At 68.3% G+C, this 23,661-nt stretch carries 23 protein-coding genes and 7 tRNA genes; 16 read left to right on the top strand and 14 right to left on the bottom strand.

The features are described from left to right. Positions 1-3: 3 nt before the first annotated feature. Entirely contained in the window at positions 4-1,572 is a 1,569-nt protein-coding gene (locus tag RHCRD62_RS17855; protein ID WP_050066081.1) for an alpha/beta hydrolase, read from the bottom strand. A 3-nt stretch (positions 1,573-1,575) separates the two neighbouring features. Beyond that, positions 1,576-2,349 (bottom strand): pyrimidine reductase family protein, encoded by a 774-nt coding sequence (locus RHCRD62_RS17850; RefSeq protein WP_050066080.1) that lies wholly within the window; start codon positions 2,347-2,349, stop codon positions 1,576-1,578. A 34-nt stretch (positions 2,350-2,383) separates the two neighbouring features. On the opposite strand from RHCRD62_RS17850, the gene zapE reads away from it, so the two are divergent. Both zapE and RHCRD62_RS17840 read left to right on the top strand, forming a co-directional pair. Beyond that, the gene (gene zapE, locus RHCRD62_RS17845) at positions 2,384-3,397 is read left to right on the top strand and encodes a cell division protein ZapE (protein WP_050066079.1); all 1,014 of its coding nucleotides are present in this window, start codon (positions 2,384-2,386) and stop codon (positions 3,395-3,397) included. Positions 3,398-3,475: 78 nt separating this feature from the next. After that, positions 3,476-4,534, top strand: a complete 1,059-nt coding sequence (locus tag RHCRD62_RS17840) for an NAD(P)H-dependent amine dehydrogenase family protein (protein ID WP_050066078.1) — start codon at positions 3,476-3,478, stop codon at positions 4,532-4,534. Here RHCRD62_RS17840 and RHCRD62_RS17835 read toward each other — a convergent pair. The 3 genes from RHCRD62_RS17835 to RHCRD62_RS17825 are packed head-to-tail and all read right to left on the bottom strand — an operon-like array spanning position 4,531 to position 6,698. Beyond that, positions 4,531-5,058 (bottom strand): GNAT family N-acetyltransferase, encoded by a 528-nt coding sequence (locus RHCRD62_RS17835; protein ID WP_050066077.1) that lies wholly within the window; start codon positions 5,056-5,058, stop codon positions 4,531-4,533. The genes RHCRD62_RS17840 and RHCRD62_RS17835 overlap by 4 nt on opposite strands. Further along, positions 5,055-5,486 carry a hypothetical protein gene (locus tag RHCRD62_RS17830; RefSeq protein ID WP_050066076.1) on the bottom strand — a complete coding sequence of 144 codons (432 nt, stop codon included), beginning with the start codon at positions 5,484-5,486 and terminating at the stop codon, positions 5,055-5,057. The genes RHCRD62_RS17835 and RHCRD62_RS17830 overlap by 4 nt, the downstream gene beginning before the upstream one ends. 15 nt (positions 5,487-5,501) lie before the next feature. Further along, a complete protein-coding gene (locus RHCRD62_RS17825) occupies positions 5,502-6,698 on the bottom strand; it encodes an MFS transporter (RefSeq protein WP_050066075.1) in 1,197 nt (398 codons plus the stop codon). Between the two features lie 96 nt (positions 6,699-6,794). Between RHCRD62_RS17825 and RHCRD62_RS17820 the strand changes: the two genes are divergently transcribed. Next, a complete protein-coding gene (locus RHCRD62_RS17820; RefSeq protein WP_050066074.1) occupies positions 6,795-8,192 on the top strand; it encodes a GH1 family beta-glucosidase in 1,398 nt (465 codons plus the stop codon). Here RHCRD62_RS17820 and RHCRD62_RS17815 read toward each other — a convergent pair. The 8 genes from RHCRD62_RS17815 to RHCRD62_RS17780 all read right to left on the bottom strand — a co-directional run bounded on the left by RHCRD62_RS17815 (position 8,165) and on the right by RHCRD62_RS17780 (position 10,280). After that, positions 8,165-8,626: an RDD family protein gene (locus RHCRD62_RS17815; RefSeq protein WP_050066073.1), complete on the bottom strand. Its 462-nt coding sequence runs from the start codon at positions 8,624-8,626 to the stop codon at positions 8,165-8,167. The genes RHCRD62_RS17820 and RHCRD62_RS17815 overlap by 28 nt on opposite strands. Next, on the bottom strand, positions 8,623-9,378 hold the full coding sequence (locus RHCRD62_RS17810; RefSeq protein WP_216596643.1) for a hypothetical protein: 756 nt from the start codon (positions 9,376-9,378) through the stop codon (positions 8,623-8,625). Before RHCRD62_RS17810 ends, RHCRD62_RS17815 begins: the two co-directional genes overlap by 4 nt. A gap of 135 nt (positions 9,379-9,513) precedes the next feature. Next, positions 9,514-9,588: transfer RNA gene (locus tag RHCRD62_RS17805), tRNA-Val, on the bottom strand. 14 nt (positions 9,589-9,602) lie between these two features. Continuing rightward, a tRNA-Cys gene (locus RHCRD62_RS17800) sits at positions 9,603-9,676 on the bottom strand. 23 nt (positions 9,677-9,699) lie between these two features. Then, a tRNA-Gly gene (locus tag RHCRD62_RS17795) sits at positions 9,700-9,772 on the bottom strand. A 233-nt stretch (positions 9,773-10,005) separates the two neighbouring features. Then, positions 10,006-10,080 (bottom strand) — tRNA-Val (locus RHCRD62_RS17790). Between the two features lie 33 nt (positions 10,081-10,113). Then, positions 10,114-10,184: transfer RNA gene (locus RHCRD62_RS17785), tRNA-Cys, on the bottom strand. Between the two features lie 23 nt (positions 10,185-10,207). Beyond that, positions 10,208-10,280: transfer RNA gene (locus RHCRD62_RS17780), tRNA-Gly, on the bottom strand. A 314-nt stretch (positions 10,281-10,594) separates the two neighbouring features. Between RHCRD62_RS17780 and RHCRD62_RS17775 the strand changes: the two genes are divergently transcribed. Further along, positions 10,595-10,666, top strand: a tRNA-Val gene (locus RHCRD62_RS17775). 302 nt (positions 10,667-10,968) lie between these two features. Here RHCRD62_RS17775 and RHCRD62_RS17770 read toward each other — a convergent pair. After that, positions 10,969-12,453, bottom strand: coding sequence for a long-chain-fatty-acid--CoA ligase (locus RHCRD62_RS17770; protein WP_050066072.1), 1,485 nt, complete (start codon positions 12,451-12,453; stop codon positions 10,969-10,971). A 163-nt stretch (positions 12,454-12,616) separates the two neighbouring features. Between RHCRD62_RS17770 and RHCRD62_RS17765 the strand changes: the two genes are divergently transcribed. The 12 genes from RHCRD62_RS17765 to pdxT all read left to right on the top strand — a co-directional run bounded on the left by RHCRD62_RS17765 (position 12,617) and on the right by pdxT (position 23,610). Continuing rightward, a complete protein-coding gene (locus RHCRD62_RS17765) occupies positions 12,617-13,375 on the top strand; it encodes a MerR family transcriptional regulator (protein WP_253277368.1) in 759 nt (252 codons plus the stop codon). Between the two features lie 55 nt (positions 13,376-13,430). Continuing rightward, positions 13,431-13,841, top strand: a complete 411-nt coding sequence (locus RHCRD62_RS17760) for a TIGR02611 family protein (RefSeq protein ID WP_253277367.1) — start codon at positions 13,431-13,433, stop codon at positions 13,839-13,841. Then, positions 13,838-14,464, top strand: a complete 627-nt coding sequence (locus RHCRD62_RS17755; protein WP_050066070.1) for a (2Fe-2S)-binding protein — start codon at positions 13,838-13,840, stop codon at positions 14,462-14,464. The genes RHCRD62_RS17760 and RHCRD62_RS17755 overlap by 4 nt, the downstream gene beginning before the upstream one ends. Before the next feature lie 121 nt (positions 14,465-14,585). Next, on the top strand, positions 14,586-16,637 hold the full coding sequence (thrS, locus tag RHCRD62_RS17750) for a threonine--tRNA ligase (RefSeq protein WP_050066069.1): 2,052 nt from the start codon (positions 14,586-14,588) through the stop codon (positions 16,635-16,637). Next, entirely contained in the window at positions 16,634-17,206 is a 573-nt protein-coding gene (locus tag RHCRD62_RS17745; protein ID WP_050066068.1) for an ATP adenylyltransferase, read from the top strand. The genes thrS and RHCRD62_RS17745 overlap by 4 nt, the downstream gene beginning before the upstream one ends. Continuing rightward, the gene (gene pgsA, locus RHCRD62_RS17740) at positions 17,207-17,878 is read left to right on the top strand and encodes a phosphatidylinositol phosphate synthase (RefSeq protein ID WP_050066067.1); all 672 of its coding nucleotides are present in this window, start codon (positions 17,207-17,209) and stop codon (positions 17,876-17,878) included. Continuing rightward, positions 17,875-18,774 carry a phosphatidylinositol mannoside acyltransferase gene (locus RHCRD62_RS17735; protein WP_050066066.1) on the top strand — a complete coding sequence of 300 codons (900 nt, stop codon included), beginning with the start codon at positions 17,875-17,877 and terminating at the stop codon, positions 18,772-18,774. The genes pgsA and RHCRD62_RS17735 overlap by 4 nt, the downstream gene beginning before the upstream one ends. 1 nt (position 18,775) lies before the next feature. Beyond that, complete coding sequence (locus tag RHCRD62_RS17730) at positions 18,776-19,900, top strand: glycosyltransferase family 4 protein (protein WP_050066065.1); 1,125 nt, start codon at positions 18,776-18,778, stop codon at positions 19,898-19,900. After that, complete coding sequence (locus tag RHCRD62_RS17725; protein WP_050066064.1) at positions 19,900-20,949, top strand: NUDIX hydrolase; 1,050 nt, start codon at positions 19,900-19,902, stop codon at positions 20,947-20,949. Before RHCRD62_RS17730 ends, RHCRD62_RS17725 begins: the two co-directional genes overlap by 1 nt. Positions 20,950-21,080: 131 nt before the next feature. Next, positions 21,081-21,995, top strand: a complete 915-nt coding sequence (pdxS, locus tag RHCRD62_RS17720) for a pyridoxal 5'-phosphate synthase lyase subunit PdxS (RefSeq protein ID WP_050066063.1) — start codon at positions 21,081-21,083, stop codon at positions 21,993-21,995. Between the two features lie 91 nt (positions 21,996-22,086). Beyond that, complete coding sequence (locus RHCRD62_RS17715; protein WP_050066062.1) at positions 22,087-22,914, top strand: acyl-CoA thioesterase; 828 nt, start codon at positions 22,087-22,089, stop codon at positions 22,912-22,914. A 33-nt stretch (positions 22,915-22,947) separates the two neighbouring features. After that, a complete protein-coding gene (gene pdxT, locus RHCRD62_RS17710) occupies positions 22,948-23,610 on the top strand; it encodes a pyridoxal 5'-phosphate synthase glutaminase subunit PdxT (RefSeq protein ID WP_050066256.1) in 663 nt (220 codons plus the stop codon). Positions 23,611-23,661 lie beyond the last annotated feature (51 nt).

Here is a 23,661-nt window from a genome sequence, read left to right as displayed (position 1 = left end):
GGCTCAGCCCGGACACGCACCGCCGTCGGGCGGCAGAAGGCCGGTGTCCGCGTACCCGGCGATCGCGAGTTGCACGCACTCGGAATGCGTGAATGCGGGATGACCCGACCCCAGCCAGGCAACGGTCGCCGTCGGAGTGCCGACGGCGCCGAGGGCACCCGACGCCGACGCCGACCCGTCACCGCCGACCGGATCGGCGGCACCGGCAACGATCATCGTCCCGACGGTGTCGGTATCGGGCCCCGGCGGCGGCGGAGTGCTCGGCCAGGACGCACACAGCAGCATTTCCAGCGCCGCTTCCGGTCCGAACACCGGATACCGCTGTCCCCAGTCGGCCATCAGTTCCCGGACTCGTCCCGGCGTCGGCCACTGGTCGCCGTCGGAGCACCGCGCGATGAACTGACCGTCGGTCCGGATCGCGGCGACCGCGGTGTCGATCCGTGCCTGCAGGGGGCCGGTGTCGCCCGCCGCTGCGGCGGACAGGGTGTCCGAGAACTCACGAATCCCGGCCTGAACGTCGGCGCGCGGCGAACCGACGAAGTCGGTGATCGCGATCAGCACCGCGTTCGCGGATACCGTGCCCAGTTCGCCGTTGCGGGCCCGCTCGACCAGGTTCGTGATCGCGCCCAGCGGATCCGGGCCGAGCGAGCACTGGAGCGCCGCGCACTGCCTGGCGTACGAGGCGAGAGCCGCCTGCCTGCCCCGGACCACGGACTCGGTGGCCGTCGCGGCGTCCGACCGAACCACCGACGGCGAGTCGAGGACGAGCCGGCCCAGCGACTCCGGATGCTCGGCCGCGTACGCGAGGGCGACGTCGACGCCGCTGCCTGCGGCGATCAGACCGATCCGGTCGACGCCCCACGCCCGGCGGATCTCGTCGAGATCCCCGGCGGCATTGAGGGCATCGAAGGAAAGTTCGTGCGGTGCCAGGAAGTCCGAGCAGACCGTCGTGGCATCCCGCCCCAGTGCGAGGACGGTGTCCGCCTCGTCACCACCCGGCGCCGGGGGCGGCGTGAACTGTCCGAGGTCGATCATCGCCTGCCGAGGCATTGTGGTGGTCGTGCTGTCGGCGCACTCGATCGCCGTGGACGTGCCGATGCCGCGGCGGTCCACCGCCACCAACGGACGTGACGGCAGCAGTGATCCGACCGGTCCGGTGGCGAGCGCCGCCAGCGTCGACGTCGACGAACGATCCGCTCCCGTCGTGAGAAGGAGGGGAGCGACGTCGGTCGGAGTCTGGGGCAGCCTCGCGCGCAGTGCACCGAGGGTGAAGGTGCCGCGCATCAACTCGTCGGAGTCGACAGGCGTCGTCAGTTCCGCACACTCGAGGACCAGCCCGGGCGGACCCGGCGGCAACCCCAGGACGGCCACCGTCGTCGCGGTGCAGTCCCGCCAGTCCAGGTCGTGCAGCGGTACCGGCAACTCGGCTGCGCCGGTGGGGACGTCACCCGTCGTCGAGGCCGGGGCACCTTCCTGCTCCTCGACGACCGCGACGTCCGGTCGGATGCTCGGCCCCGCGCTGCACGCACTGCACAACGCGATGACCAGTGCCGCCAACCCCAATGTGCGCATGCGTCACAGCCTGCCAGGTCGCTCTCGCACCCAGCGGGTCAGGATCGTGCCGTCGTCGTCGGCGAGCACGTGGGCGCGTCGCATCGGCCTCGGTGACGACGCAGGGGACGACGCGATCCGTCCCGCGCCTCCCGCAACGAGCATCGGTGACGTCGTCAGACACAGTTCGTCGACGGCGTCGTCCCGCAGCAATTGCCCGAAGAGGCTCGGGCCCCCCTCGCAGAGCACGCGATTCAGGTTTCGCTCCGCAAGCGCGGCCAGCAACGCCGAGGTCGGGACGGCGTCGTCGGCAACCGTCACCACGTCGGCGCCGGCCGCGACGAGCGCCTGCACCCGGTCTTCGGGCGCGGCCCGGCCGGTGATCACGATCGGTGGCACAACCGTGTCCGTGAGCAGCCTGCTCCGGGGGTCGATGTGCGCGCTGGTGGTGACGACGGCGATCGGGGGAACCGGCGCCTGACCACGGGCGAGGCGGCGGTCCCTGGTGGCGGCGTCGGGCTTCGCGCCGCCGTAGTTCTCGGATCGGACCGTGCCCGCGCCCACGACCACGACATCGGAGAGTTCGCGGAGAAGTGTGAAAAGCCGCCGATCCGCGGGCGTGCCGAGCGCCCCGGATGTACCGTCGGACGTGACCGCACCGTCGATACTGGAGACGAAGTTCATTCGGATCCACGGCGAGCTCGGATCCGTTGGGTAGGCGTACAGCTCGCGGATCTCGTCGTCGTGTAGCCGGCTGTGAGCTGTTGTGAGGAATCCCTCATTATCGATAGCGCGCATAGTGTCGATAACAGCACGTAGATACGCTGTTTACATGCCGCAGCGCCTTGTCGATCGCAATCCCGTGGTCCTTGCCGACCAACTGATTGCCCAGATGGTCCCGCCCGCCATGTTCGACGAGGTGAGTTTCGCCTCCTACATCCCCGATCCGAACGAACCGAGCCAGGCCGCTGCAGTTGCCAAGGCCGAGGAGTTCTCGGGCAAGGTTGCGAAGATCCGGGCCGGCGGACGCCGCGGCCTGTTCGGCAAGAAGGCGCCCTCCACCGGCGCTGGCCTCTATCTGGACGGCGGATTCGGCGTCGGCAAGACGCACCTGCTCGCGTCGATCTTCCACAGCTCGCCCAGCCCGAAGGCGTTCGGTACGTTCGTCGAACTCACCCACGTCGTCGGCGCGCTCGGCTTCAACAACGCCGTCGAGCAGCTGTCCTCGCACAGCGTGCTGTGCATCGACGAGTTCGAGCTCGACGATCCGGGCGACACCATGCTGGTCTCGCGGCTGCTGACCGAACTGTCCGCGCGCGGCGTGTCCATCGTCGCGACGTCGAACACCCTGCCCGGTCAGCTCGGTGAGGGTCGCTTCGCGGCCCAGGACTTCCTGCGCGAGATCAAGAAGCTCGGCTCGATCTTCGAGACCATCCGCGTCGACGGCCCCGACTACCGCCACCGCGACCTTCCGCCCGCCCCGGAGCCGATCTCGTCGGAGGATCTGCGCGAGCGCGCGGAGTCGACCCCCGGCGCCACCCTCGATAATTTCGACGAGCTGTGCGTGCACCTGAGCACCCTGCATCCGTCGCGCTACAACAAGCTGATCCAGGACGTCACCGCGGTGTTCCTCGACGGCGTGCACCCCGCACAGGACCAGTCGGTGGCACTGCGTCTCGTCGTGCTCGCGGACCGTCTCTACGACGCCAGCATCCCGGTCACCGTGTCCGGTGCGAAGCTCGACGAGATCTTCACCCCCGAGATGCTCGCGGGCGGCTACAAGAAGAAGTACCTGCGCGCCACCTCGCGTCTGCTCGCGCTGTCGCGTTTCGAGGTTCCGGCCTAGCTCATCCGTGAATCCTTTCGGTCCGCATCGGGGCCGAAAGGACTCACGCACGGCGGAACCGCCCCTACCATCTGCGCCATGACGTTTCGTGTGGTGCAGTGGGCGACGGGTGGGGTCGGGACCGCGGCGATCCGGGGGGCGCTGCTACATCCGGACATCGATCTCGTCGGATGCTGGGTGCACTCCGACGACAAGGACGGCCGCGACATCGGCGAACTCGTCGGAGGTGACCCCGTCGGCGTCCGCGCGACCACCAGCGCGGAGGACATTCTCGCTCTCGATGCGGACTGTGTGATCTACACGCCCCTCGTCGCGGACAAGAAGGTCGTCGCGGCGCTCCTCGCGTCGGGGAAGAACGTCGTGACCCCGCTCGGCTGGTTCCGGCCGTCCGAGCGGGACGCCGCACTCGACCAGACGGCCCGCGACGCCGGGGTCACGTTGCACGGCACCGGCATCGACCCGGGTGGCATCACCGACCTCTTCCCGCTGGCGCTCTCGGCGATGACGTCGGCAGTGACGTTCGTGCGGGCCGAGGAGTTCTCGGATCTTCGCGGCTACGCTGCGCCCGACGTGCTGCGGTGGATCATGAGATTCGGCGGCACGGTGGAGGAGGCGCAGGACGGCCCGATGCTCGGCCTGCTCACGGGCGGGTTCACGCAGTCGCTCCGGCTGATCCTCGACGGCATGGGATTCGACCCCGACGCCGAGATCCGCACCGGTCACGACATCGCGGTCGCCACCGCGCCGATCGACAGTCCGCTCGGCGTCATCGATCCAGGATCCGTTGCGGCGCAACGGTTCCAGTGGGATGCGGTCATCGACGACAATTCCGTCGCGCGGGTCGCCGTGAACTGGTTGATGGGGGAGGAGAATCTCGATCCGCCGTGGACGCTCGGGTCCGCAGGCGAGCGCTACGAGGTCGAGATCGAGGGCACCCCGAGTTCGCTCATGACCTTCACCGGCTTCAACTCGGATGCCATCGAGAAGGTGGGTGATCCGAATCCCGGCATCGTCGCCACCGCCAACCACCTCGTGAACTCGGTGCCGTACGTGTGCCGCGCCGACCCCGGAATCAAGACGTACCTGGATCTTCCGCTGATGGCCGGTCGTGCGCACCCGAAGCTGGCGGCCCGCTAGAAGGTCCGCTGCATCACGAAGTCGTGGTGCAGTTGGTCGCCGACCTGGAACCGCTTGGTGCCGACGCGTTCGAAGTCCTGCTTCGTGTAGAAGCGCTGGGCGCGAACGTTCTCCTGGTTGACGCCGAGCCACAGGCCCGCTGCTCCCCGAGTGCGGACGCGCTCGATCGCCGCGTCCATCAGCATGTGCGAGACGCCCTCGCCGTGGTGGTCGGGCAGGACGTACAGCTTGCTCAGCTCGACGGTGGGGAGAGCGGTGAGCGCTGCGCGCACATCGGCGTCGCTCACGCCGTCGACGAGCATCGCGTATCCGACGATCCGGTCGGCGACGACGGCTTTGAGCACCGCACGATCGGAGGCCTCGAGGTACTCGGAGAAGCGGGCGCTCGACAGCACGGTTGCGAGGAAGTCCGCGACGTCCTCGGTGGTGACGGACGGCGGGCAGGCGAGCGGGAAGGTGACGGCGGCGACGGCGGCGAGTTCGGCGGCGTCGGCCGGCGTGGCGTCGGCAACGGTGACGGTCACAGCTGATTCACCGCGTCCTTCGCTTCGCGCAGCCCCATGCCGGTTCGGTCGCGGAGCAGCTTGGCTGCCTTGTCGGGATGGCCGGCGGCCTTCAGGCTCTTGAGTTCCGGTTCGAGCTCGTGCCAGTCGGCAGGGGGATTGCCCGCAGTGGGCACCCACTCGCCGCGCTCGACGGCGTCGATCGCCGCCTTGGCCGCGGCGAGGCCGAGACCGGTTCGCTCCCGCAGCACGGTGATGGCGTGGACCTTCTTGTGGTCGGCGACGAGCCGTTCGATGCGGTCCCTGGTGTCGAGGTCGAGATTCGCGAGGAGGCCGTGTGGCGACGCCTGCTTGGCCGCGGATTGCGAACGCCGCGTCAGAAGCCACGTCGTCAGAACCGCGAGGTCCACAAGTATCAGCACCACGATGAGCCAGCCCCAGTTCGGCATGGGGCCAGTCAACCACTAGCCGGTTCGGTCGGCGGACTCCGGTACCTCGCCTGTGATGGCCACGTGTGGCCGGAACGCGGGCGCCAGGATGATCAGCAGGATCGCGAACGCGAGTGGGACGAGGAAGCCGACTCGTAGGTTCGACACCGCCGCGACGGCACCGACGACGCCGCCACCGATGACGGTCCCGGCGTAGTTGAAGAGGTTCAGGCGTGCGATGACGGCGTCGGTCTGCTCCGGTGGTGTGAGGTGGCCTGCGGCGCTGAAACACAGTGGCGCGACGATGGGCACGCCGAGACCGACGACCAGGAATCCCGCAATCGCCATGGCCGGGCCGGTTGCCGTCACGACGACGAGCATGCCGACGGCGCCGATCGCGGCTCCGACGCGGACCACCGCGATCTCGCCGTACCGGCGGACCCAGAGGTCGCCGGTGAGGCGCGAGACGAGTCCGGCGCCCTGGTAGGCGGCGACGCCGAGGGCAGCGGTGCTCGTGCTGGCCAGCAGCACGTCCGTCAGGTAGAGGGCGGACCAGTTGCCGACGCTGAAGTCGATCGCGAAGAACAGTGCCATCGCCGCGCCGAGCGCGAGGAACGGCCGCATCGGCACGGACAGTGGGGTGGTCGGCGCGACGACGTGCTCGTGCCCGGTGACGAGGAGCCGGGGGCCCAACGCCACGGCTCCCGCGGCGACGACCGCGGCCCCGATCAGGAGCGTCACGCCGAGCCCGATGTCGAGGCCGGCGCAGACCGAGACGAACAGCGCGCCGACGATGGCGCCGACGCTCCACACCGCATGGAAGGACGACAGGATCGAGCGCCCGTACCGGTGCTGGATCGCGACCGCCTGCATGTTCGCGGCGGCGTCGATCATGCCGAGTCCGATTCCGTACACCGCGAATCCGGCGAAGAAGGCGACGACTCCCTGGGACAGTGCGATCCCGACACCGGCAACCGCGACGACCGCCAGCCCGAGCCGGAGCGTCGTCCGGCTCGAGGTCCTGGTCGCGACGAGTTCGGCGATGACACTGCCGACGCCCGCCACCAGGGACACGGTCACCACCGCGATGACGATGGTGGTGTCGGAGAATCCGAACTTGTCCTTGATCTGGGGGAGTTGGGTGAGCAGGACCGCCAGGAAGAAGCCCTGCAGCGCGAACGCCGTTGCGGCCGCCACACGGGCGGTGCGCGAAACTGAAGTGGGTTCGGTCATGTCCTGTGTCGGTACTTTCGCCGGGCCCGCGTGGGCGTGTCCACGAATTCAAGCATCACACTGGACGTGCGTCCAGGAAAAGGCGAGACTCGCCTCATGACGAACGCCGACCCGATGTTCCCTCCCGGTTTCCTGTGGGGCGTGGCTGCAGCCGCGTACCAGATCGAGGGAGCCGCCGACCTCGGCGGGCGAGGCCCGTCGATCTGGGACGAATTCTGCACGCGACCCGGCGTGATCGCACGCCAGGAGACTGGTGCGGCGGCGACGGATCACTACCACCGCTACCCGGAGGACGTCGCGCTGATGCGTGACCTCGGCGTCGACGCGTACCGACTGTCGGTGTCGTGGTCGCGGGTGCTGCCGAGCGGTTCCGGCGAGGTCAACGACGAGGGACTCGACTTCTACGACCGGCTGATCGACGAACTGTGCGCGGCAGGAGTCGCACCCGCTGTCACCCTGTTCCACTGGGACCTCCCGCAGGCGCTGCAGGACGCCGGTGGCTGGCTCAACCGTGACACCGCGGCCCGCCTCGCCGACTACGCGGCCATCGTGGGCGCCCGGCTGGGGGACCGGGTCCGAATGTGGATGCCGCTCAACGAGCCGGTGGTGCACACCCTCTACGGTCACGCGCTCGGCGTCCACGCTCCCGGGCAGACACTCGGTTTCGGCGCACTGCAGGCGGCCCATCACCAACTCCTCGGGCACGGACTCGCGGTACAGGCGCTGCGGTCGGCCGGATGCGGCAACATCGGAATCGCGTCCAACCACGCCCCGGTGCACGCCGCCAGCACTTCGGATGCTGACGTGGAGGCTGCCGAAATCTACGACCACATCGTCAACTGGACGTTTGCGGATCCGATCCTGCGCGGCAGCTACTCGGCGCCGGAACTGGCCGCGATCCTGCAAGGCCCGGTCGAGGACGACCTGAAAACCATTGCGCAGCCACTGGACTGGTTCGGAATCAACTACTACGAGCCGACGGTGATCGCCGCACCGACATCCGACGAGGGCAGCACCGGCGTGCTCGAGGTCGACCTTCCTCCCGGAATGCCGTTCCAGCCCGTCGCGCTCGAGGGTTACCCCCGCACCGACTTCGGATGGCCGATCGTCCCCGACGGGCTGCGTGAGATCGTGCAGATCTTCGCCGACCGCTACGGCGACGCACTACCCCCGATCTACATCACCGAGTCCGGTGCCTCGTACCACGACGCGGGCCCCGACGTCGACGGCCGGGTACGCGACCAGCGCCGGATCGACTACCACCGCGACCACCTGCACGCACTCAAGCAGGCCATCGACGACGGCGTCGACGTGCGCGGCTACTTCGTCTGGTCGATCCTCGACAACTTCGAGTGGGCAGCCGGCTACCAGGAACGGTTCGGGCTCGTGCACGTCGACTTCGAGACCCAGAAGCGGACCCCGAAGGACTCGTACCACTGGTTCCGCAATCTCATTGCCGCGCAGCGTCAGACCGTGACGGCGTCCAGGTCCTGACGCCAGTCGTAGACGACCTCGGTGCGGAGCAGGATGTCCTGCACCGAGCGTCGTCGCGGGTCGATCGCGACCCAGATCAGGCCGACCGGGAAGAAGATGCACGCGCCTGCGCGTAGTGCTGCACGCATCCACCCCACACGGAGGTGCGTGCGGGTCGTGAGTCGAACGCCCATGGCGAGCGACCCGACGGTCCGGCCCGTGGTGGCCCAGCATCCGGTCAGGTATGCGAACGACATCGCGAACCACGCCGAGATGGATGCCAGCACCCGCGGCTCCGGGAAACTGAACGACTGCGGCGACAGCAGCAGTCGGAGGAAGACCAGACTCAGGTAGATGCCGCCGAGGAGGGTGAGCACCACTCCGAGGTCGAGCGCAGCGGCAACACCCCGGGTCACGATTCCCGCAGGCCGGCGTTCGGGAACTCCATGCGTCACCGGTCGGACTCCCCGCTCTCCGTGGATGCCTGCCCGAGGTCGGTCGGATACCCGTGATCGTGGCGTTCGCGGCCGAACAGGCGGCCCACGAACCCGGCAACCGCGTCGTCGGCCTGCATGCCCTGACTCCGCACTCCGCGTACCGCCTCCTCCGACAGCGACCCGGTCGAGTCGCGGATGATCTGGGGTAGATCGACCTCGTCGATGATCGTGTTCGTGAGGCCGATCAGGTCGAGTCGACCGATGATCGCATCCATGTCGAGACGGGCCGCGATCGCGTCGACGTCGACTCTGTCCGCGACCGCCGCGATGTCGAGGGTCGCCGCCACCGCGTCGACGTCCACCCGTGCGATCTGCCGTTGCAGGTCGACGCTGTCGACGATCGCGTCGAGGTCGAGCCGGTCCACCACGGCCTCGACGTCCAGTCGCGCGGCGATGCGGTCGACGTCGATGTCCTCGGCGACGGCGTCGAGGTCGACGTGTGCGCGGACGATGGCGGTCAGGTCGAGTTCGAGGAGCGCGGCGGCCACGACTTCGCGGACCACGGTTCGGAGCGCGGCGCGGGCGAGTTCGGTCGCCGCACGCAGTGCGTCGTCACCACGAGCAGCGAGGGTGTCGAGCACGCCTGCGGCGCCGGGAACCGCACGCACGACGCCGAGGGCGGTGCGACCCGACCAGGCCGCGACATCGAGACCGCGTGCGACGGCGCCTGCTGTGAGGCGTAGGGCGTCGGATCCTGGTCCCGCTGTCATGGCGGTCTCCCTCTCGCGGCGGACGATGTCTACTCAGTACATACCCGATGGTGCGGTGCTGCGGAGAATGCTGGTGCGGGAATTCGGTGTGCAGATGCAGAACACCCCCGGGGATGGACCCCGGGGGTGTTCTGGTGGTGCGCGATACTGGGATTGAACCAGTGACCTCTTCCGTGTCAGGGAAGCGCTCTCCCGCTGAGCTAATCGCGCAGGATTGTTCAATTTGGAGGTGGAGACGGGAATCGAACCCGTGTGCACGGCTTTGCAGGCCGTTGCCTCACCACTCGGCCACTCCACCGCAAGGTCGTCTCCAACCTCTCGAGCGGATGACGGGATTCGAACCCGCGACCCTCACCTTGGCAAGGTGATGCGCTACCAGCTGCGCTACATCCGCACGCTGCCCGGGGCGTTTCCGCTTCCGTGCTGCGAGAAGGAACATTAGCGGACGCACTCGCGGAATACCAATTCGGGTTCTGACCAGCCGTTACGGACGGCCCGCGTGATGGTGGTCGGTGTCGCGGCCATGAAAGCGACGGGTTCGCCGGCTCAGTCGGGTGGCATCGTCAGGGCAGTGAACGCCGAAAACACGAAGAGGGCCCCGAATTTTCGGGGCCCTCTTCGTGTTCGTGGTGCGCGATACTGGGATTGAACCAGTGACCTCTTCCGTGTCAGGGAAGCGCTCTCCCGCTGAGCTAATCGCGCAGGTCCTACGTGCAGAAAATTTCTCTGCAACAGAGGTGGAGACGGGAATCGAACCCGTGTGCACGGCTTTGCAGGCCGTTGCCTCACCACTCGGCCACTCCACCGTAAGGTCGAGTCCAACCTCTTGAGCGGATGACGGGATTCGAACCCGCGACCCTCACCTTGGCAAGGTGATGCGCTACCAGCTGCGCTACATCCGCACGCTGCCCGGGGCGTTGCCCGCTCCGTGCTGCGAGGAGAACATTAGCCGACGGTGCTGGTGTACCCAAATCGCCTGGTCGAGGCAGGAAATGAACTACAACGATGCAATTCGGTTGGTGTCCGAACGCCGGCCGCGACCGCGCCGGGTCGTGCGAAGCCTCCCGGGTTGGGTGCGGAGCTGCCACGAACTGCTCCCGAGGTGGCGGATGTCGGTCCGTGCCGGCCTCTGCCGTCATGACCAGCCGGTTTTCCACACAGGCGGCGGGCGTGCTAGTTTTCTCCTCGTTCCGCCGCGAGCGACACGCTTGCGAACGGTCCCGTGGCTCAGTGGGAGAGCGTCCGCTTCACACGCGGAAGGTCGCTGGTTCGATCCCAGCCGGGACCACAACAGAACACGGTTCAGATGTAAAGCCCCCTCATTCGAGGGGGCTTTCGTCGTTTCGGTATCGAGGGGTGTCACGAGTGCCACGACCCCGGTGCCAACCTGATCGAGGTCCTGGCAGGCCACAACGGCACGGCCGTGGGCAGCTGGGAGCGCCTGAAGGTCCGGCGAGCGCGCCTCAGCCGCGACCCGAGGAGAGTCGCGCAACGCTCGACAACATGACACCCGTGACACTGCGAAGCCCGCCGCAGCACGAAGCCCCGGTCACCGAAAGGTGACCGGGCTTCGCTTCAGGGGTCGGCTGATCAGTCGACGACGATCGCACGCTTGAGGATCTTGCCGGTGGGGCCAAGGGGCAACTCCGACACGATCCGCACGACGCGGGGGTACTTGTACGCCGCGACCCGCTCCTTCGCGAACTCGCGAACCTCGTCCTCGGTCAGCGTCTGGCCGGGCTTCGGGATGACGACGGCAGCGACCTCTTCGCCGTGCGTCTCGTGGGGGATGCCGACGACGGCGACGCTGCCGACGGCCGGGTGCGCGTACAGCACCTCTTCGATCTCGCGCGGATAAATGTTGTAGCCGCCGCGGATGATCATGTCCTTGGCGCGGTCGACGATGTAGTAATAGCCGTCCTGGTCGCGGCGGCCGATGTCGCCGGTGCGGAACCAGCCGTCCCGGATCGTCGACGCCGTGGCCTCGGGGTTGCCGAAGTAGCCCTTCATCACGTTGTGGCCACTGATGGCGATCTCGCCGTCCTCGCCGTCCGGAACCTCGTTCCACTCGGCGTCGATCAGCTTGAGCTCGACACCCTCGATGGGTTGGCCGACGGAACCGGCCTTGCGCTCGCGGTCGGCATGGTTGAACGCCGCTACCGGGGAGGTCTCGGAGAGGCCGTAGCCCTCGAGGATCGGGGCGTCGTACGCCGCTTCGAACGCGCCGAGCACCTCGACCGGGAGGGCGGAGCCGCCGGACACGCACCGTCGCAGGCTGGAGGTGTCGTAGTCCGCGCGACCGGGGAACTGCGACAGGGCGACGTACATGGTCGGGACGCCACCCATCTGCGTCACCTTGTCGCGGGCGATGACCTCGAGTGCCTTCGCGGGATCGAAGCGGGGGAGCAGCGTCAGGGTCGCGCCCGTGAGCACCGCGGCGTTCATCATCGTGGTCTGTCCGAACACGTGGAAGAGTGGCAGGCCGCCGAAGACGACGTCGCCGGCCGACATACCCGCGATGCTCTCGCTCGCGGAGATCTCCGCGTTGCGCATCATGTTCGCGTGGGTCAGCTCGGCGCCCTTCGGCGCGCCGGTGGTGCCGGAGGTGTACAGGATCACCGCGGTGTCGTCAGCGTCGCGGTCCACGCCCTCGACGGCCTCGTAGGTATTGAGTTCGGCGAGGAACGACGCCGGATCGACGGAGACGTAGGTGACCCCGGACTCCGCAGCACCCTTGCCGGCCTCCTCGTCGACTGCGTTCCACGCGAAGAACGCCTTGGCGCCGCTGTCCCGCAGGACATGGGCGAACTCGCGGCTCTTGTACAGCGGGTTGGTCGGGACGACGACGCCACCTGCCCACAGCACGGCGTAGTAGAGGACGGGCATCTGCGGGATGTTCGGCAGCGACAGCGCGACCCGGTCTCCCGGCTCGACGCCCAGTTCGCGAAGCCAGCCCGCGACCTTGGCGGCCAACGCCTCGAGCTGGGTGTAGGTGAGCTCGGCGTCGTCCATCTTGACGGCGACACGATCGCCGTGGTTGACGGCGGACGCCTTGAGGTTGTCTGTCAGATTCACGGTTGCTCCTGATCGGCGGTGCCGGCTGTCGGTAGCGGCATCGCCTCACCCGCAGCGTTACAGCAATTACTGTTATGCGACAGTAATGAACGTCATTCAGCACCGTCAACTGTTAAGTTTTGCAACAGAGTTGGCGTGGCGACGCGGGATGGAGGTGGGTGGGGTGACGGATGACAGGGAGTACACACTCGCCGAACTGGGCCGTAGTGCAGATGTCAGCGTCCGGACGATCCGCTACTACCAGTCCGAGGGGCTGCTGCCCAAGCCGTCCAGGCGAACGGGTCAGGCGGTGTACGCCCGGCACCACCTCGAGCGGTTGCGGTCGATCGTCGCGCTCCAGGCCAAGGGGCTGCGGCTGCAGACCATCCGCACCGTTCTCGGCGAGGGCGGCGAGGTCGGTAGTGACGTCGTCGACCTACTCGGCCCCGTGATCGCCGGCTCCGCCTGGCTCGCCACCTCGGCGCGCACGATGGATGAAGGCGAACTGGCGGACGTGCTGGGTGACGCCTACCCCGAACATGTGGGCGCGCTCGTGACGGCCGGCTACCTGGAGCGCCGAACCGAGGGTGACGGCCGGAAGGTCTGGTACGTCGACAGTGTGCCCCAGCTTCGCGGTGCACTCGAAATGTATTCGATAGGAACAGAATTCGAGCTCAGCAGGTGGTCGGCCGGTGTCATGCGTGCCCGGCTCCGCGAGGTGTGCGAGTTGCTCGTCGCGCGGTGGATCAGCGAGTCCGGTGGCAAGTACCATGGCGATGCGACACAGGCCGAGTTCGACGAGAACCTCGAACGCATCCGAGCCGTCGCCTGGCAGTCGGCCGCCCACGTGATGGCCGAGGAGATCGGTCGCGCACTCGGACATGCCGACGAGCTCCGTGCGCGGGTCGAGGCCGGCGACTTCGACCTGGAATCGAGTCCGTGACGGATCGGGTGATCGCCCGGTACGTCACCCGTCACATCTGGGTACCGTGGTGCCCGTGACAGAAGAGGTGCGCACCGAGAACCGATGGCTGCGGGCGCGGCGGCGGATCGCGTCCAATCCCGTTCTGAACCTGAGCTATCGCATCGCCGTCGGGGTGATCGGCACCGCGGTCCTCGTCGTCGGGATCGTCACGATCCCGTACCCCGGCCCGGGATGGTTGATCGTGTTCGCGGGCCTCGGCATCCTCGGGTCGGAGTTCGCCTGGGCGCACCGGCTCCTTCACTTCGCCAAAGCGAAGTACGACGCCTTCATGGACTGGTTCGCGAAGCAGTCCATCGTCGTCAAGGCGCTGTCGGCGCTGGCGACCATGCTGATCGTGCTGGCGACACTGTGGGTTCTCGGGACCTTCTCGCTGGTCGGTGGTTGGTTCGGAATCGAGCACTCGATACTCGAATCGCCCCTGTGACCTCATTGTTCACCGGCGCCGACCTGGCCGACCCGGTATGGCTGACACAGCGGATAGAGGAGACCGGACGCCGATGGCGTACCACCGACCGGCGGACAGCCGCCACCATCTGGTGGTACTCGGCGAGCTCGGTCCTTCTCGCGCCGCTCTTCGACGACACGACGATCGTGGGCGCCGTCCCCGATCCGTCCCTGGCTGCGACGAGCGGCGCCCTGCAGGCCGACGGAACACCCGCCCGTGTCACCTATTCCCGGCGGGTCGCAGACCTCGACGGACTCGGTGACGGGCTCCGCCGATCGCTCACCGCGATCGTCGACGCGCTGGGAAAGGCAGGAGGCTCGGCCCCGGCCATGTGGGCGCTCGCATCGGACTCCCTTGCCAACCGGGCGCTCGACGCGGGGTCGGCGACGCTCGCCGTTCGTCTCGCGGAGCTGGTCGGACCTCCGCTTCCCGTTCCCCGTTTCGTCGAGGTCGGATCTCGAACGTTCCTCAGGCGTGCCTCGTGTTGTCTGATCTACCGGGTGGTCGCCCCCGAGGGTGACGAGGCCGCCGAGCGCGCGAAGTGCGTCAGCTGCCCGCATCAACTGCCGGAGGTTCGCGAGGCGCGGCTCGCCGCGCTGTGACACGGCCGCACTGTGACCGCCCGGCCGGGTGATCGGGTCGATCGCCCGGGCGGCCGATAGCATGAGTTCTCATCGACCGGCCCGCACCGGGGTCGGCCCACCACACGAGGAGCACATCGCCGTGACCACGCCTGCATCCGTAGCCCCAGCCGCCCGAGTCCGGGTGCCTGCGGGGACTACCGCCGGCACGGCGGTCCGCGAGGCCGGGCTGTCCGGCAAGGGCGCCGACGCGATCGTCGTCGTCCGCGACGCCGAGGGCAACCTCAAGGACCTGTCGTGGATCCCCGAGCAGGACGTGGAGGTGGAGGCCGTCGCGGCCGACACCGCGGACGGACGCATGGTGATCCGGCATTCTTGCGCGCACGTGCTGGCGCAGGCCGTGCAGGCGGAGTTCCCGGACGCCAAGCTGGGCATCGGCCCGCCGATCAAGGACGGCTTCTACTACGACTTCCGGGTCGCGGAGCCGTTCACCCCCGAGGACCTGACCCGCCTCGAGAAGCGGATGAAGCAGATCGTCAAGGGCTCGCAACGCTTTTCACGCCGCGTGGTGGAGAACATCGAGGACGCCCGGGCCGAGCTCGCGAACGAGCCGTTCAAGCTCGAACTGATCGACGACAAGTCCGGTATCGACGACCCCGAGGTGATGGAGGTCGGCGGCAACGAGCTGACCATCTACGACAACCTCGACCCGAGGACCGGCGAGAAGGTGTGGGGCGACCTGTGTCGCGGTCCGCACATTCCCACCACCAAGCACATCCCCGCCTTCAAGCTGACCCGCAGCTCGGCCGCGTACTGGCGTGGCGATCAGAACCGCGAGGATCTGCAGCGCGTCTACGGCACCGCCTGGGAGTCCTCGGAGGCTCTCGACAAGCACATGGAGCTGATCGCCGAGGCCGAGCGACGGGACCACCGCAAGGTCGGTGCCGAGCTGGACCTGTTCAGCTTCCCCGACGAGCTCGGTTCGGGACTGCCGGTGTTCCATCCCAAGGGCGGCATCATCCGCCAGGAGATGGAAAACTACTCCCGCCAGCGGCATGTCGAGGAGGGCTACGAGTTCGTCTACTCGCCGCACATCACCAAGGGTCACCTCTACGAGGTCTCCGGTCACCTGGACTGGTACCGCGACGGCATGTTCCCGGCGATGCACATCGACGAGGAGCTGAACGAGGACGGCACGGTGCGCAAGCCCGGCCAGGAGTACTTCCTCAAGCCGATGAACTGCCCGATGCACAACCTGATCTTCCGGTCCCGCGGTCGTTCCTACCGCGAACTCCCGCTGCGCCTGTTCGAGTTCGGCTCCGTCTACCGCTACGAGAAGTCGGGCGTCGTGCACGGCCTCACCCGAGTGCGGGGCATGACGCAGGACGACGCGCACATCTACACCACGCGCGAGGACATGCGTGACGAGCTCACTCGCACGCTGAACTTCGTGCTCGGCCTGCTCAAGGACTACGGACTCGACGACTACTACCTCGAGCTGTCCACCAAGAACCCCGACAAGTATGTCGGCGACGACGCGACCTGGGAAGAGGCGACCAACACCCTGGCCGAGGTCGCCGAGGCGTCGGGCCTGACCCTGATCCCGGACCCGGGTGGCGCGGCGTTCTACGGCCCGAAGATCTCGGTGCAGGTGCAGGACGCGCTCGGGCGCAGCTGGCAGATGTCGACCATCCAGCTCGACTTCAACCAGCCCGAGCGCTTCGAGCTCGAGTACACCGGGTCCGACGGAGCCAAGCACCAGCCGGTGATGATCCACCGCGCCCTGTTCGGATCGATCGAGCGGTTCTTCGGTGTGCTCACCGAACACTACGCGGGTGCGTTCCCGGCCTGGCTGGCACCCGTGCAGGTCGTGGGTATCCCCGTCGCCGAGGCGTTCGAGGCGCACCTGTTCGACGTCGTCGGCAAGCTCAAGGCCGCGGGTGTGCGCGCCGAGGTCGACGTCAGCGACGACCGGATGCAGAAGAAGATCCGCAACCACACCACCCAGAAGGTGCCGTTCATGCTGCTCGCCGGCGAACGGGACGTCGAGGCGGGCGCGGTCAGCTTCCGGTTCCGCGACGGCACCCAGGTCAACGGCGTTCCGGTGGACGACGTGGTCGCAGCGATCACGGGCTGGATCGCGCGGCGCGAGAACGCCTCGCCGACGGCCGAACTGCTCGGCGGTCTGCAATGACCGAGAGCGACGAGCCGGGCCGGCTGACCGACACCGGTCCCGGCGACCCGGACCGGCTGCAGCGACTGTGGTCGCCGCATCGGATGTCCTACATTGCGGAGTCGCCCCGGGCTGCGAAGTCGGACGAGGGTCCATTCACGGCGATCCCGAAGATGAGCGACGAGGAAGGCCTGATCGTCGCGCGCGGCGAGTACGTCTACGCGGTGCTCAACCTGTACCCGTACAACCCGGGGCACATGATGGTGGTGCCGTATCGGCGGGTCGCCGCGCTCGAGGACCTGACGGCGGGCGAGTCGGCGGAGCTGATGGCATTCACCCAGCAGGCGATTCGAGTCGTCAAGCGGGTGTCGCGCCCTGATGCGTTCAACGTGGGGCTCAATCTCGGTGCGGCAGCCGGAGGTTCACTCGCCGAACACCTGCACCAGCACATCGTTCCGCGCTGGGGCGGCGACGCGAACTTCATCACGGTCCTCGGTGGCACCAAGGTGATGCCGCAGTTGCTGCGTGAGACGCGGGCCCTGCTGTCGGCGGCGTGGCAGGAGATGTCCACCGACGTCGGGAGCATCTAGATGCTGAGCATTCTGGGTCGGGCCTCGGTCTCGAAAGTCACGGCGCCGCTGGGTCGTGCGCTGGTGGGCACGGGGTTGACTCCGGACGCGGTGACCGTGTTCGGCACGGTCGCGAGCGTGGCGGGTGCGGTGACCCTGTTCCCGTCCGGACACCTGTTCTGGGGAGCCATCTTCATCTGGTTCTTCGTCATGTTCGACATGCTCGACGGGGCGATGGCGCGGGCTCGTGGCGGCGGAACCCGGTACGGCGCGGTGCTCGACGCGACGTGTGACCGCGTCGCGGACGGAGCGATCTTCGCAGGCCTCGCCTGGTGGGCCGTTTACCACGAGAACAGCCGGTCGCTGCTGGTGGCGACACTGATCTGCTTGGTGACCTCGCAGGTGATCTCGTACGCAAAGGCGCGTGCCGAAGCGAGCGGACTCACCGCCGACGGTGGACTGATCGAGCGTCCGGATCGGCTGGTCATCGTCCTCGCCGGCGCCGGACTGACCGGCATCGCCGGGCATTTCGGAATCGACTGGCTGGAGTGGGCGATCTACGTCGCGATGTGGATCCTGGCCGTCGCCAGCGTGATCACCGTGTTCCAGCGGGTGCTGGCGGTCCGCAACTCACCGGGTGCGCGTGAGCTGCTGACGATCACGAAGCCCGCCGACCAGGAGTCCGAGCAGTGAGCGTCGCGGAGCGGGCCAGTGACCTCGGGTACGCCGCCGGCTGGCGGCTGGTGCGTGCCCTTCCCGAATCGGTCGCGACCCGACTGTTCGACGCGGGAGCGGACTTCGCGTGCCGGAAGGGTGGCCCGGACCAGCTGCGGCGCAACCTCGCTCGCGTTCTCGGCGTGCCCGCGGAACAGGTGCCGGACGAGCTGATCCGGGCGTCGGTGCGCTCGTACGCCCGATACTGGCGCGAGGCGTTCCGCTTGCCGTCGATGGACCAGGCCGAGCTCGGTCGCCGGCTCGACGCGAAGATCCAGGGCAAGGAACACGTCGAGGCCGCGCTCGCCGCGGGCACCGGCGCCGTACTGGCCCTGCCGCACAGCGGCAACTGGGACATGGCAGGCGTGTGGATGGTGCAGACCCACGGCACCCTGTCGACGGTCGCGGAACGTCTCAAGCCGGAGTCGCTGTACCAGCGTTTCGTCGCCTACCGGGAGAGCCTCGGCTTCGAGATCTTCCCGCTCAGCGGCGGCGAGACCCCGCCATTCGGCCAGCTCGCGGACCGCCTGCGCGACAACCGGGTGGTGTGCCTGCTCGGCGAGCGGGATCTCGCCAAACGCGGTGTCCCCGTGACGTTCTTCGGGGAACCGACCCGGATGCCCGCAGGACCGGCGAAGCTGGCGATCGAGACCGGTGCGGCACTGCTCCCGGTGCACTGCTGGTTCGACGGCGACGACTGGGGATTCTCCGTCGGCGCCGCGATCGACACCGCGGGCGGGGTCGGCGCGGCCACCCAGACACTCGCGGACCGCTTCGCGGAGAACATCGCCGCGCACCCCGCGGACTGGCACATGCTGCAACCGTTGTGGCTGTCCGACCTGTCCGAAGCACGCCTGGCTCGAATGGAGTCGTGACGTGAAGATCGGGATGGTGTGCCCGTACTCGTTCGACGTGCCCGGCGGTGTGCAGGCGCACGTCGTCGAGCTCGCGCACGTGCTGATCGAGCGCGGCCATCGGGTGAGTGTGCTGGCGCCTGCCTCGGACGGGACGGAGCTGCCCGACTTCGTCGTCTCTGCCGGCCGCGCGGTCGCGATTCCCTACAACGGGTCGGTCGCCCGGCTGACGTTCGGGCCGGTCGCGTACGCCCGGGTGCGGCGGTGGATCGCCGACAACGACTTCGACGTGCTGCACATCCACGAGCCGAATGCCCCGAGTCTGTCCATGCTCGCGATGAAGATCGCGGAGGGCCCGATCGTCGCGACTTTTCACACTTCCACGACGAAGTCGTTGGTGCTCAGTACTTTTCAGGGTGTGCTCCAGCCGTATCTGGAGAAGATCTCCGGCCGGATCGCGGTGTCGGAACTTGCTCGCCGCTGGCAGGTGGAGTCGCTCGGCTCGGACGCCGTGGAGATCCCGAACGGTGTCGACGTCTCCGCGTTCGCGGACGCCGCTCCGCTCGACGGCTATCCGCGTGAAGGCGGCACCGTGTTGTTCCTCGGCCGCTACGACGAGCCCCGCAAGGGGATGGCGGTCCTGCTCGGCGCACTGCCCGCGCTGGTCGAGCGGCACCCCGACCTCCAGGTTCTCGTGGTCGGCCGCGGCGACGAGGACCGGCTGCTCAAGGAAGCCGGTCGGTACGCGAAACACCTGAGGCTGCTCGGGCAGGTCAGCGACGAGGAGAAGGCGTCGGCGTTGCGGTCCGCCGATGTGTACTGCGCACCGAATCTCGGTGGTGAGTCGTTCGGCATCGTGCTGGTCGAGGCGATGGCGGCGGGCACCGCCGTGGTCGCGAGCGAACTCGACGCGTTCCGGAGGGTGCTGCGGGACGGGACCGCCGGAATCCTGACTCCGATCGGTGACTCCGCCGCGCTGGCCGCGGCGGTCGACGGATTGCTGTCCGATCCCGACCGGCGCCGTGCACTCGTCGGCGTGGCCACCGAGGTCGTCGCCGAGTACGACTGGCCGGTGGTGGCCGAACAGATCCTGCGGGTGTACGAGACGGTCACCATCGGTGCGCGCGGCGTGCGGGTGGAGGCGTGATGACCTTCTCCGCGACGACGATCCTCGTCATCGCGCTCGTCGTCGCGATACTCGTCGCGGTCGCGGTGTGGGCATACGGCACAGCGAACCGCCTCGACCGGTTGCACGTTCGCTCCGATCTCTCGTGGCAGGCGCTGGACGCGGCGCTGGCCCGCAGGGCGGTGGTGGCGCGCGCGGTGGCCGTCGCGGTGGTCCCGACGGGCTACACGTTCGGGTCCGCGCCACGCCCGGAACTGGACGGAGAACGGTTGGCGGCGTTGGCCGATCAGGCCGAACGGGCCGACCGCGCTCAGCGTGAGTCCACCGAGAACCGCCTGTCCGCTGCGCTGACCGCGGTGCCGAGCGCGGCACTGCCGCCGCAGTTGGTGGCGGAACTGGCCGACGCCGAGGCTCGGGTGCTCATCGCGCGCCGGTTCCACAACGACGCGGTCCGCGACACGCTCGCGCTACGCACCCGCAGGCCGGTTCGCTGGCTGCACCTGGGCGGCACCGCGCCGCTTCCGACGTACTTCGAGATCGCCGAACGCCCCACCGCCTCGGCGGGCGCGGGTGTCGACGAGATGCGAACCTCGGCACGCGTGGTGCTGCTCGACGAGGACGGGCGGGTGCTGCTGCTGCGCGGGCACGACCCGAAGGTCCCGGACGTGCACTTCTGGTTCACGATCGGCGGCGGTGTCGAACAGGGGGAGACGCTGCGGGAGGCCGCGGTCAGAGAGATCCGGGAGGAGACGGGTCTCCACGTGGACGCCTCCTCGCTTCGTGGGCCGATCTGGCGGCGGGTCGCGGTGTTCCCGTACGACGGCGACGTGATCCGCTCCGAGGAGTTGTTCTTCGTGTTGCGGCGCGCCGCGTTCAGCCCGCAGCGCGGTGGGTTCACCGAGCAGGAACGCCGGGCGATCACCGACCACCGCTGGTGCACCGCGGACGACATGCGGGCCATCGCGGCAGGCGGTGAGGTGGTCTATCCGACCGAGTTGCCCGACCTGCTGGCCGAGGCCGAGGACGTCGCCGCGAAAGAAGAGGACCCGGGGGTCCGTTCCATTCGCTGACCGGGCGATGAGACGTGGACGCCCACGCCCTAGGATTGAGGTACCCGAGCGTGGTCGGTACGAGGAATACGCGACACCGGACCACGGCGCGGGCGTTTCCCGATACAGGTCACTACCGATGGAGTCATGCCGTGAGCACCCCAGAAACCCCCGCTGCTTCGCTTGCCCAGGTCGGCACGGCCCGCGTCAAGCGTGGGATGGCCGAGATGCTCAAGGGCGGGGTCATCATGGACGTCGTCACCCCGGACCAGGCGAAGATCGCCGAGGACGCGGGCGCCGTCGCCGTGATGGCACTCGAGCGTGTCCCGGCTGACATCCGCGCCCAGGGCGGCGTGTCCCGCATGAGCGACCCCGACATGATCGACGGCATCATCTCCGCGGTCTCGATCCCGGTGATGGCGAAGGCCCGCATCGGCCACTTCGTCGAGGCGCAGATCCTGCAGTCCCTCGGAGTCGACTACATCGACGAGTCCGAGGTCCTGACGCCGGCCGACTACGCCAACCACATCGACAAGTGGAAGTTCACCGTTCCCTTCGTGTGCGGCGCCACCAACCTGGGTGAGGCCCTGCGCCGGATCACCGAGGGCGCGGCGATGATCCGCTCGAAGGGTGAGGCCGGCACCGGCGACGTCTCCAACGCCACCACCCACATGCGGACCCTCGGCGCGGAGATCCGTCGCCTCGGGTCGATGAGCGAGGACGAGCTGTACGTGGCGGCCAAGGAGCTGCAGGCGCCGTACGAGCTGGTCGTCGAGGTCGCCAAGGAGGGCAAGCTGCCCGTCACGCTGTTCACCGCCGGTGGCATCGCGACCCCGGCCGACGCCGCGATGATGATGCAGCTCGGCGCCGAGGGCGTCTTCGTCGGATCGGGCATCTTCAAGTCCGGCAACCCGGCCGAGCGTGCCGCTGCGATCGTGAAGGCCACCACCTTCTTCGACGACCCGGATGTCCTTGCGAAGGTCTCGCGCGGCCTCGGCGAGGCGATGGTCGGTATCAACGTCGACGAGATCCCGCAGCCGCACCGGCTCGCCGAGCGCGGTTGGTGACCCGCACGGAGTGATCGACGACGGCCCCGCATACCTGATGCGGGGCCGTCGCATTGCTAGGTTGAGCACCTGCCGGAAGAGGGGACACGCCATGTCGTCGATCGAAGAGATCCTCGAACTCGAACAGCTCGAGAAGGACATCTTCCGGGGGATAGTGGCCGACACGATGCTCACCCGCACGTTCGGTGGCCAGGTGGCGGGACAGGCGCTCGTCTCCGCTGTTCGCACGGTCGACGAGCAGTACCGCGTGCACTCCCTGCACGGCTACTTCCTTCGCCCGGGGAACCCCACGATCCCGACCGTGTTCCTCGTTGACCGCATCCGCGACGGCCGGTCCTTCTGCACCCGCCGCGTCACCGGGGTGCAGGACGGTCAGGCGATCTTCACGATGTCGGCGTCGTTCCACGTCGGGGACGCCGGTATCGAGCATGCCGACCGGATGCCTCCCGTCCCGGACCCGGACGAACTCCCCGACACCGCCCGCTCGGTGGAGGAGCTGTCGTGGGAGTACCGCGAGTGGGCGGACTGGGACCTGCGGTTCGTCCCCCAGGAGCAGATCACCCGCAGGCCGGGCGTGCCCGCCCAGCAGCAGGTGTGGTTCCGGTACCGCGGCACGCTGCCCGAGGACCCCGTCTTCCACATCTGCACGCTGGCGTACATGTCCGACATGACCCTGCTCGGGTCGGCGCAGGTGCCGCACGCCGACGTACGGGTGCAGCAGGCCTCGCTCGACCACGCACTGTGGTTCCTTCGTCCGTTCCGCGCCGACGAGTGGTTGCTGTACGACCAGTCGTCGCCCTCGGCCGGTTTCGGCCGCGCCCTCACCCAGGGCCGCATCTTCGACCGGTCCGGTGACCTGGTCGCAGCGGTGGTTCAAGAGGGTCTGACCCGCCTGCTGCGCGACCCAGAGAGTGAGTGAAAGATCTTTACCGACAATGTGATTGGATCCGTCATCGACACCGCGCACGTCCCGGGGGATCCCACCCCGGTCGAACCCGACCGCCGACCCGTGATCGGGGTGCTCGCCCTGCAGGGTGACGTCCGCGAGCACATCGCGGCACTACGCGCGTCCGGCGCCGAGGCCGTCACCGTCCGGCGGAGCAGCGAACTCGCCGCTGTCGACGGACTGGTGATCCCCGGCGGCGAGTCGACGACGATGAGCCGACTGCTGGTGGTCTTCGACCTGCTCGAACCGCTGCGCCAACGTCTCCGCGAGGGTATGCCCGCTTACGGCTCGTGTGCGGGGATGATCCTGCTCGCCTCCGAAATCCTCGACACCCGCCCGGACGCCCAGTGCCTGTCGGGTCTGGACATCACCGTGCGGCGCAATGCCTTCGGGCGGCAGGTCGACTCGTTCGAGGAGGACCTCGACTTCGCGGGCGTCGCGGGCGCCCCGATGCGGGCCGTGTTCATCCGCGCGCCGTGGGTCGAGCGCGTGGGGGAGAGCGTCGAGGTCCTGGCAACCGTGCCGGAGGGGCCGGCCGCAGGCCGCGTCGTCGCGGTGCGTCAGGGCGGTGTTCTGGCGACCTCGTTCCATCCCGAAGTGACCGGCGACCGACGCGTGCACGAACTGTTCGTCGGCATGGTCCGCGAGGCGCTGGTCTCGCGCGGGTAAACTGGCGCTACTGTGTGCTTCCTGCCGTGGCCGCCTCGCTGCTGCGGGCGC

It is taken from the genome of Rhodococcus sp. RD6.2 (assembly GCF_001040705.1).
In the GTDB taxonomy this organism is placed as follows: domain Bacteria; phylum Actinomycetota; class Actinomycetes; order Mycobacteriales; family Mycobacteriaceae; genus Rhodococcus_G.
The sequence above is the reverse complement of the archived record's forward strand: the minus strand, read 5'-3'. Positions and strand labels throughout refer to the sequence as shown.